The organism is Natronolimnohabitans innermongolicus JCM 12255, from assembly GCF_000337215.1.
Taxonomy (GTDB): Archaea; Halobacteriota; Halobacteria; order Halobacteriales; family Natrialbaceae; genus Natronolimnohabitans; species Natronolimnohabitans innermongolicus.
On record NZ_AOHZ01000099.1, the window covers coordinates 1 to 10,041 of the forward strand.

The following is a 10,041-nucleotide window of genomic DNA, read 5'->3' on the forward strand; positions in this document are numbered from 1 at the left end:
CCATCAGAGATGTGTATAAGAGACAGGACGGGGCCCTCGTGGCGGAGGTGATCCTCGCCGGTGATCTTGATGACTGCGCCGTCGGGCGCGAGGTTACCCGTGAGGATCCGGATGGCGCCGCGCTCGTGGATCGGCTCGTCGACGGTGTAGAGGAAGTCGGTGTCGAGCTCCTCGATCCGCGGCGGGTCGATGCGGTCGATGGCCTCGGCGATCGTCTCGCCGGTGACCGTCAGCGCGTCGCCGTGGAGCAGGTCGGCCTCGAGGAGTTCCCGGAGGACGACGGGGACGCCGCCGACCTCGTGGAGGTCGTTCATCACGCGCGCGCCGCTTGGCTGGAGCTTGGCGATCTTCGGCGTGCGGGCGCTAATCTCGTTGAAGTCTTCGATGTCGAGTTCGATCCCGGCCTCGGCGGCCATCGCCAGCAGGTGGAGGACGGCGTTCGTCGAGCCGCCGATGGCGACCTGCAGGGCGATGGCGTTCTCGAACGACTCGCGGGTGAGGAAGTCGGAGGGTTTGCGTCGTTCTCGGACGACTTCGACGGCGAGTTCGCCGCTCTCGCGGGCGACCTCGTAGCGCTCGTCGTCCTCGGCGGGCGGCGAGGAAGAGCCGAGCGGCGCGAAGCCGATGGTCTCGGAGATCGAAGCCATCGTGTTGGCGGTGAACATGCCGCCACAGGAGCCGGCGCCGGGACAGGCGTTTCGCTCCATCTCGTCGAGTTCTGCTTCGGACATCTCGCCGTCGGCGACGGCGCCAACGCCCTCGAAGAGGTTCTGGACCGTGATCTCGCGTCCCTCGTGTTCGCCGGGCATGATCGAGCCGCCGTAGAGGAAGACGCTCGGCAGGTCCGTCCGGATCGCGGCCATCATCATTCCGGGCATGTTCTTGTCGCAGCCGCCGATGGTGACGAGACCGTCCATGCGCTCGCCGAAGGCGACGAGTTCGACGGAGTCGGCGATGACCTCGCGGGAGATCAGCGACGCCTTCATTCCCTCGGTCCCCATCGAGATGGCGTCGGAGATGGTGATCGTGCCGAACTCGATGGGCATCCCGTCGGCCTCGTCGACGGCGTCGTAGGCGGACTGCGCGACGTCGTCCAGGTGGACGTTACAGGGCGTGATGTCGGCGGCCGGGTTCGCGACGCCGATCATCGGTGAGTCGAAGTCCTCGTCGTCGTACCCCATCGCGCGGAACATCGCGCGGTGTGGCGCGCGCTCGACGCCCTCGGTGACCTCCGTGCTCGGCAGGTCGTCGGGTTTGCCCTCCGCGGGCGAGTGCTGTTCGGGCTGTTGGCTCATGCCCTGACGGAGGGAACCTCGGCGCTTAAAATCCCCGGATACCCCGCCTCGATCAGTACGTGCCACGGACGGGAACCGGATCTATAGTATCCCGTTCGTCCCGAACGACGTTCGGTCGCCTGCACACGCTCGGCCCTTCGTCTTCCTGCACGAGTCTTTCCTCCCGCTGTCACAGAGTGTCAGACAGACCGCCGCATGTACAAGTACTGTCTCGAGTGTGGGTGGCAGGCCAGCACCGCCGAAGGGACCCCAGAGTCGGAGGTCTCGAAAGCAGCGATCGAACACTTCGTCGAGACGGGCCACACGGTCGAGTCGCTGCGGCTTCCGCCGCCAGTGATCATCGAGAACTGAGCGGCACAAAGAGGGGCGATCGATTCGGTATCGAACGCCGCCCGTGTCAGTCGCGTCGCGGTCGCGTCAGTTCGCGTTGAACGGCGGCGACGTGTCGATCACGGTGTCGAAGTCGTCGATCGCTCGAACGCCGATGGCGTGGAAATCGGGGACTCGCGGCCCGTCTTCGTCGTCGTCCTGTGCGAGTTCGATGTGGTCGTCGTCGAAGTCGTCGATCGGGTGTGGTTCGATGACGTCGACGATCTCTCGAGTGTCGGTATCGAGCACCGCAACGCCGGGCTCCACGCCGGTCGCGGCGTGTGGGTCACCGGACAGCGGTGCGGGACCGCGCAGGCTGACGAACATGTATTCGCCGTCGGGCGAGGACCACATGATGTCGGGAGCGTCGCTCTCTTCGGGCTCGTCGGCCTGATTCGGGCCGTACTCGTCGATCGTTTCGATGACCTCGTCGGTGTCGGGGTCGACGACGACGCCGTCGTTCGTCTCGCGGTTCAGCACCCACAGCTCCTCGCCGTCCGGCGTGAACCAGAACCCGTGAGCGTCGATACCCTCCGTGCTCTCATCTTCGACTTCGACGGTGACCTCGTCGCCGCTGGTGTCGAGGACGTAGTAGGCGCCGACGCCCTCGTCCTCGCTGGACGGCAGGCCGGCGGTGAGGTAGAACTTGTCCTCGGTCGGGTGAGGCATGGTTCCGCAGTTGGTCGGCAGTTCGTCCTGCGAGAACGCCTGCGTGACCTCGAACTCGTCGTGATCGACGATGACGAGACCCGCGTCGTGGTAGCTCGGACCGAGCGTGTGGATCGAGCGACCCTGGCTATCGAACTGGTGGCAGATCGGACTGCCGCTTTCGACGCCCGCGTCCTGGACGGTTTCGTCCTCGAGCACTTCGATCTCGTCGACGACCTCGAACTCCTCGTTCTCGAGGTCGGCCTCGACGCGGACGATTGCGCCCTCGTCGATGGCGTCGACGTGGATGTACTCGTCGTCGGGCGAGAACGCGGCCATGTGCGAGCCCGCGCCGGTGTCGATGTCGGCGACCAGTTCGTGGTCTTCGGTTCGGAAGACGAGCGTCCGCGCGCCGGCGGTACAGGCGATCGCGGCGTACTCGTACCCCGAACTGTAGTCGATCATGTGCGGGACGATTCCGTCGTCCGGAAGCCCGTCGAGTTCGTTCAGGTTGATGAACTCGGTCAGCGCGAACTCGGCATCGCCACCGTCTTCACCCTCGTCGTCACCGTCGTCGACCGCCGGCTCGTAGATGAAGACGTTGTCGCGACCCTGATCGAGCGCCCAGAGTTCGTAGGAGCCGTCGCCCTCCTCGAGTTCGGGATCGAGTTCGTAGTCGAACTCGTCTTCGTCGCCGTTTTCGTCACCGTTCTCGTCATCGTCTCCGCCGAGACAGCCGGCGAGTGCGATCGTGCCGGTCGCTGCGGACCCCACCAGAAACCGCCGTCGAGTCTGATCCATCTGCATGTCTATGCATTCCGAACCAGGCCTTCAAAAGTTTGCGGGTTTCAGGCCCTCTACTTCCCGATATCGGCAGATTGGCCATAGGACAGGGCAATACTTACCTCGTCTTTCGACGCCGGCGGCGCCGATCATCCGGTACTGGCCGTCCCCCGTCATATGCCGGCGTCACTTCCGGAATAAGTAGGATCATGTTACCGCTACCTATGATGAAATCGCTATCCGCGTTCGGTATGAGTAGAAACCGAGGTCGAAGAGCGTCTCGTCTGCGTATTTTCAGTCGATCCAGCTATAATCCTTCTGGTTCGACAGTCGAATCGAGTAGGAAATGTTGCCCATGTTACCGTTCCAGTGTATCGGCATATTTACAGGTCGAGTACGGTTACAGTTGCACGGCACCGACTGACGCAGTCTGTCTCAGTAGCGACCGACCGACGATTGGTTGACGAACGATGGGCCAGTTACGGGCTGCGCATCGACCTTATCCGCGACGCTCGAGGATCCGGTCGACGATCAGCCGCGTCGAGAGAATGTAGTCGTCGTCGCCCGGATCGTACGCGCTCGCGCGCTCGACGGTGCAGTCGACGCCGCGGGCCTCGAGTTCGGCCTCGATCGCGTCGTCGTCGTGGTGCTGGTCGTGGCCCAGCGCGATCACGTCGGGATCGATCTCCTCGATGGGGACGAAGATGTCCTCCTCGTGGCCGAGGATCGCCTCGTCGACGGCCTCGAGACCGTCGACGACGTCCCGTCGCTGGGCGGCCGGACAGATCGGCTTCGCTTTGTGGTCGACGTTGGTCTTCCGGGCGACGATGACGATCAGTTCGTCGCCCATCGCGGCGGCTTCCTCGAGGTAGTGGACGTGGCCCGGATGGAGGATGTCGAAGGTCCCCTGGGCGATCACCGTTCGCGTCATGGCAGCCTCCGTTCGTTCGGTTCGGTTGCGGTCGCACTGCGCGTTACCCGTTGCGTCCCTGTCGGTCTCGCCGTCTGCCGCCGGATCGCGTCGGAAATCGTCTCGATAATCATGTTATCGTCGGAGTTCGTCGTCGATATCCGCCTGCGTGAAATCGAAGAAGTCCTCGGTGTCGGGCAGGTCCACGTCGATCACGTTCAACTGGGTCGGCTCGCCCTGCGAGTCGAACGCCTGCCAATCAGACCGCCGGTAGGGCGCACCGATGATGACGTGGACGCTCCCCCGACCGAACGTCTCCAGGTCAGCGCTGCTCGGACTGATGACGCCGTTCGGGTGGGAGTGGATGCTTCCCAGTGCCTTCACGTCGTTCGGAATCTGGCTCGTCCGTACGGTCGCGCTGACGCTGTTTGATTCCGTCCCGGGGACGACCAGCACGTCCGTGATAACGAGTCCGTCCCGATCCAGCCCCAGTCGGTCCGCCTCGGTCCCGCGGAGAAAACCCATGTACTCGTTCGGATGGGACGCCTCCGAGGACTCGAGGGCGAACTCGAGCGTCTCCTCGGCGATGCCGAGAATCTCGCTCGAGCGAAACAGCGCGTCGAACAACCCCATAGCAGGCTCTGCGTGCTTGCGGTTGCTAAACGTTCCGATGGACGTTCCGTTGGGGTGGGCTCTCCGGACGTCGCTTCGTTCCACAACCGTCGGCGCGTTCCGTCCGACTCGAACAGACGGCGCTCGACAGTGCCCCGATCCAGCCGCCCAACGCTCCGGATCGATCGTGATATTTATCACACATCATATAGGTCTACATACGGACCAAAACTGTACTAGCGAGTGGCTTTTCTCGGGGGACGATCCTATCCACGGCTATGTCATTAGACGACGACGCGCTCGAGTACCACGGCGACGATCCGCCGGGAAAGATCGAGATCCGGACGACCAAATCGACGACCACGCAGCGGGATCTGTCGCTCGCGTACTCGCCCGGCGTCGCCGCCCCCTGCCGGGAGATCGACGAGAACCCGGCCGACGCCTACCAGTACACGGCGAAGGGCAATCTCGTCGGCGTCGTCTCGAACGGTTCGGCGGTGCTCGGACTTGGCGACATCGGTGCCCAGGCCTCCAAACCCGTCATGGAGGGGAAGGGAGTCCTGTTCAAGCGCTTCGCCGACATCGACGTCTTCGATATCGAACTCGACCACGACGATCCGGACGCGTTCGTCGAATCCGTAGCCGGAATGGGGCCGACCTTCGGCGGCATCAACTTAGAGGACATCGCCGCGCCCGACTGCTTCCGGATCGAGGAACGATTGCGCGAGCGGATGGACATCCCCGTCTTCCACGACGATCAACACGGCACCGCGATCATCTCCGGCGCCGCCCTCCTGAACGCCGTCGAAATCGCCGAGAAGGACCTCGAGGACCTGCACGTCACCTTCGCGGGGGCGGGCGCGGCGGCGCTCGCGACGGCTCGGTTTTTCGTCTCCCTGGGCGTCCGAAAAGCGAACGTCACGATGGTCGATATCGACGGCATTCTGACCACCGAGCGCGCCGAGGCCGGCGATCTCGACCCCTACAGCCGGGAGTTCGCCCGCGACGTCCCGGAGGGCGACCTCGCGGACGCGATGGTCGGCGCGGACGTCTTCGTCGGCCTCTCCGTCGGCGGCATCGTCGACGCCGAGATGGTCCGCTCGATGGCCGACGATCCGATCCTCTTCTCGATGGCCAATCCGGACCCCGAGATCGACTACGAGACCGCCAAGAACGCCCGCGACGACACCGTCATCATGGCGACGGGGCGCTCCGACTACCCCAATCAGGTCAACAACGTGCTGGGCTTTCCCTTTATCTTCCGCGGCGCCCTCGACGTCCGCGCCGCCGAGATCAACGAGGAGATGAAAGTCGCCGCCGCGGAGGCCATCGCCGGCCTCGCGAAACAGGACGTCCCCGACGCCGTCCGCAAGGCCTACGGCGATCAGCCGCTGCAGTTCGGCCCCGAGTACATCATCCCGAAGCCGCTGGATCCCCGGGTGCTGTTCGAGGTTGCCCCCGCCGTCGCCCGCGCCGCGATGGACTCCGGCGCCGCCCGCGTCGACATCGATCCCGAAACCTACGTCGAGGCCCTCGAGGCCCGCCTCGGGAAATCGCGCGAGATGATGCGGACCGTGTTCAACAAGGCCAAAAGCGACCCCAAACGGCTCGCGCTGGCCGAGGGAACGAACGAGAAGATCATCCGCGCCGCGGCCCAACTCGAGGAGCGCGACCTCGCCAGGCCCGTACTAATCGGCGACGAACGCGAGATCGAGACGACGGTTGCCGAGCTGGGCCTCGAGTACGATCCCGACGTCGTCGACCCCGCGGATCGCGACACCGAGGCGTACGTCGACGCGCTCTACGAGCGCCGCCGGCGAAAGGGCGTCACCCGCACCGAGGCGCGAGCGCTGATCGCGGACAGCAACTACTTCGCGTCGGTGATGGTCGACCGCGACGAGGCCGACGCGATGCTCACCGGGCTGACGAACCACTACCCCTCCGCGCTCCGACCGCCGCTGCAGGTCGTCGGCACGGCCCCGGACACCGACTACGCCGCGGGCGTCTACATGCTCACGTTCAGAAACCGCGTCGTCTTCCTGGCCGACGCGACGGTCAACCAGGACCCCGACGAGGACGTGCTGGCCGAAATCACACGTCACACGGCCGCGCTCGCCCGCCGGTTCAACGTCGAGCCCCGCGCCGCCTTGCTGTCGTACTCCGACTTCGGCAGCGTCGACAACGAGGGAACCCGGAAGCCTCGACGCGCCGCCGAACGGCTCCGCGCGGACCCCGAGATCGACTTCCCCGTCGACGGCGAGATGCAGGCCGACACCGCCGTCGTCGAGGACCTCCTCGAGGGCACCTACGAGTTCGCCGACCTCGAGGAGCCCGCGAACGTGCTCGTCCTGCCGAACCTCGAGGCGGGCAACATCTGCTACAAGCTGTTGCAGCGACTCGGGGGCGCGGAGGCGATCGGCCCGATGCTCGTCGGCATGGACGAGCCGGTCCACGTCCTCCAGCGCGACGACGACGTTAGCGACATCGTCAACCTCGGCGCCGTCGCGACGGTCGACGCCCAGGAACAGTAGCGTCGCTCCCGAACCGAGTTCCACACTGGTCGCGACGCCGTCTGGCGATCGGGTGTGCGGTGACTCATACGGATTGCTGTCCCGATGTCCCGGCGCAACCGCCGCCCGGGTCGCGGTTGCGCCGGAACTGACTGACAGTAAACCGTCTCACAGGAGCGACGATCGTCGTCGTCTCGGGAGCGTCGAAACCGCGAGACGGTCTCCGGGCGGGGTCGACAGCGCTCTTGACAAGGGTTATACGCGACCGGCCCAAACTACGGTTCAAGATGACACGTGACTCCGCCGGGGAACCCGGCGACGGCGACGGGGATTCCGTCGTCTACGATCTCGCTGCTGATTGTACCGCAGACGATATCGAATCGAATCGTCCGTATCTCGCCGAAATCAACGGTATTGTCGACTACGGCGTCTTCGTCGATCTCTCCGACTCCGTCTCCGGACTCGTCCACGAGTCCGTCCTCGAGGGCACCTACGCCGTCGGCGACGAGCTTGTCGTCGAACTCGAGACCGTCCGCGACAACGGCGACATGGCGTTCGAACCGGTCGATATCGAGGACTACACGACCGAACCCGTCTCTCACGACTACGCGCTGACCGGCACGAACCGCCTCGAGTCCAACATCGGCGACCAGATCCACCTCGAGGGCGAGGTCGTTCAGGTCAAACAGACCGCCGGCCCGACGATCTTCCACGTCGCCGACGAGTACGGCGTCGTTCCCTGCGCGGCCTTCGAAGAGGCGGGCGTCCGCGCCTACCCGATCGCCGAGGTCGGCGACATCGTCCGCATCACCGGCGCTCCCGAACACCGCGAGGGGTCGGTCCAGATCGAGGTCGACGGCCTCTCGAAACTCGAGGGGGAGGACGCCGACGACGCCCGCGACCGACTCGAGGAGGCCCTCGAGGATCGCGCCGAACCCCACGACGTCGAGCCGCTGATCGACTGGCCGGCCTTCGAGAAGCTCCGACCGAACCTCCGCGAGGTCGCGAAACTGCTGCGCCGAACCGTCCTCGAAGGACGCCCGATCCGCGTCCGCCACCACGCCGACGGCGACGGCATGTGCGCCGCGGTCCCGATCCAGATCGCCCTCGAGCGCTTTATCGCCGACGTCCACGAGGACGAGGACGCGCCGAGACACCTCATCAAGCGCCTCCCCGCGAAGGCCCCCTTCTACGAGATGGAAGACGCCACGCGGGACCTGAACTTCGCGCTCGAGGACCGCGAGAAACACGGCCAGCAGTTGCCGTTGCTGTTGATGCTCGACAACGGCTCGACGGCGGAAGACGTCCCGGCCTACGAGACGCTGGCCCACTACGACATCCCGATCGCGGTCGTCGACCACCACCACCCCGACCCCGAGGCCGTCGAGGACCTCCTCGACGCCCACGTAAACCCCTACCTCCACGACGAGGACTACCGCATCACGACGGGGATGCTCTGCGTCGAACTCGCGCGGATGATCTACCCCGACCTCACCGACGAACTGCGCCACGTCCCCGCCGTCGCCGGCCTCTCGGACCGCTCGAAGGCCGACGCGATGGACGACTACCTCGAACTCGCCGTCGAGGAGGGCTACGACGAGCAGCGCCTCCAGGACTTGAGCGAAGCGCTCGACTACGCCGCCTTCTGGCTGCGCTACAACTCCGGCGATCAGCTGATCCAGGACTTGCTCCAGATCGACAACGGCGACGAGCAACGCCACCGCGAGCTCGTCTCCTTCTTCGCCGACCGCGCCCGTGAAGAGGTCGACGAACAGCTCGACGACGCCATGCCCCACCTGGAACACGAAGACCTCGACAACGGGGCCCACCTCTACCGGATCGACGTCGAGAACCACGCCCACCGCTTTACCTACCCCGCGCCGGGCAAGACCACCGGCGAGATCCACGACCGCAAAATCGAGGAGACCGGCGACCCCGTGATCACGGTCGGCTACGGCCCCGACTTCGCCGTCCTCCGTAGTGACGGCGTCCGACTCGACATCCCGCAGATGGTCTCCGAACTCGAAGCAGAGATCCCCGGCGGCGGCGTCTCCGGCGGCGGCCACCTCGTCGTCGGCTCGATCAAGTTCGTCAAGGGCAAACGCGAGGACGTGATCGACGCCTTAGTCGAGAAGATGGAGGACGCCGAGATCGACGAAGCGCTCTCGAGTGCGGCGCCGATCGACGACTGATACGGATTGCTGCACCGATGTCCCGGCGCAACCGCGATCCGGGCAACGGTTTCGCCGGAAATGACTTACAGCAAATCGTATAATTTCGTTCCCTCGGCCGATCCGACTCGGTTCGACGCGCTGGTCGTGCGACTGACGAACCCCGGTACGCGATATCGATGATCGACCGCAACGAGTTCGCTGAACCCGCAGATGTGCTCCTCGTCGAGCCGTCGCCAGACGCCGCTGCGTGGATCCGGGACGGCCTCACGGACGACCGTGCGAAGACGACCGTCCACGCCGTCTCGACCGGCGACGACGCGCTCGCGTTCCTCGAGCGCCGCGGCGAGTACGCCGACGCCCCCGCTCCCTGTCTGGTCTTGCTCCGGTGTGACCTCCCCGAGTCGGGGCCGGACGGGTTCGACGTCCTCGAAGCCATCAGCGAGGAGCCGTCGATCGATCGCGTTCCGTCGATCGCCCTCCTCGAGACCCTGTCCGACGACGCCGTCGGCGAAGCCTATCAGCGCGGCGCCAACGCCGTCGTTCCCACGCCGACCGACCGGGCGAAACTCGTCGAGACGATGGAACTGGTCGCCCAGTTCTGGATCGCGACCGCGCGGCTGCCGAACCGGATCGACCGAGCCTAGCTGGTCGGCGACGTGCTATAGTAACAACTGAAACTGTTTACACACCAATCGCACAGCGCTCGTGCGATTGGGTGTGCACTGACTTTCAGTGGCTAC

8 protein-coding genes are annotated in these 10,041 nt (G+C 65.3%); 4 read left to right on the top strand and 4 right to left on the bottom strand.

Annotation, left to right across the window (positions count from 1 at the left end; all coding sequences use genetic code 11):
• The coding region (locus C493_RS20725) for a dihydroxy-acid dehydratase domain-containing protein (protein WP_007261455.1) at positions 1-1,295 on the bottom strand (1,295 nt) is incomplete at its 3' end.
• Positions 1,296-1,490: 195 nt separating this feature from the next.
• Between C493_RS20725 and C493_RS23540 the strand changes: the two genes are divergently transcribed.
• A complete protein-coding gene (locus C493_RS23540) occupies positions 1,491-1,646 on the top strand; it encodes a hypothetical protein (RefSeq protein WP_007261456.1) in 156 nt (51 codons plus the stop codon).
• A gap of 66 nt (positions 1,647-1,712) precedes the next feature.
• On the opposite strand, the gene C493_RS20730 is transcribed toward C493_RS23540, so the two are convergent.
• The 3 genes from C493_RS20730 to C493_RS20740 all read right to left on the bottom strand — a co-directional run bounded on the left by C493_RS20730 (position 1,713) and on the right by C493_RS20740 (position 4,638).
• Positions 1,713-3,119, bottom strand: coding sequence for a YncE family protein (locus C493_RS20730; protein ID WP_007261457.1), 1,407 nt, complete (start codon positions 3,117-3,119; stop codon positions 1,713-1,715).
• A gap of 475 nt (positions 3,120-3,594) precedes the next feature.
• On the bottom strand, positions 3,595-4,026 hold the full coding sequence (locus C493_RS20735) for an adenylyltransferase/cytidyltransferase family protein (RefSeq protein WP_007261458.1): 432 nt from the start codon (positions 4,024-4,026) through the stop codon (positions 3,595-3,597).
• A 114-nt stretch (positions 4,027-4,140) separates the two neighbouring features.
• A complete protein-coding gene (locus C493_RS20740) occupies positions 4,141-4,638 on the bottom strand; it encodes a Mov34/MPN/PAD-1 family protein (protein WP_007261459.1) in 498 nt (165 codons plus the stop codon).
• Between the two features lie 257 nt (positions 4,639-4,895).
• Between C493_RS20740 and C493_RS20745 the strand changes: the two genes are divergently transcribed.
• From C493_RS20745 to C493_RS20755, 3 genes are all read left to right on the top strand, one after another.
• Positions 4,896-7,148 carry an NADP-dependent malic enzyme gene (locus C493_RS20745; protein ID WP_007261460.1) on the top strand — a complete coding sequence of 751 codons (2,253 nt, stop codon included), beginning with the start codon at positions 4,896-4,898 and terminating at the stop codon, positions 7,146-7,148.
• Positions 7,149-7,414: 266 nt separating this feature from the next.
• The gene (locus tag C493_RS20750) at positions 7,415-9,319 is read left to right on the top strand and encodes a DHH family phosphoesterase (RefSeq protein WP_007261461.1); all 1,905 of its coding nucleotides are present in this window, start codon (positions 7,415-7,417) and stop codon (positions 9,317-9,319) included.
• Between the two features lie 158 nt (positions 9,320-9,477).
• Positions 9,478-9,945 (top strand): response regulator, encoded by a 468-nt coding sequence (locus C493_RS20755; RefSeq protein WP_007261462.1) that lies wholly within the window; start codon positions 9,478-9,480, stop codon positions 9,943-9,945.
• Positions 9,946-10,041: the final 96 nt, after the last annotated feature.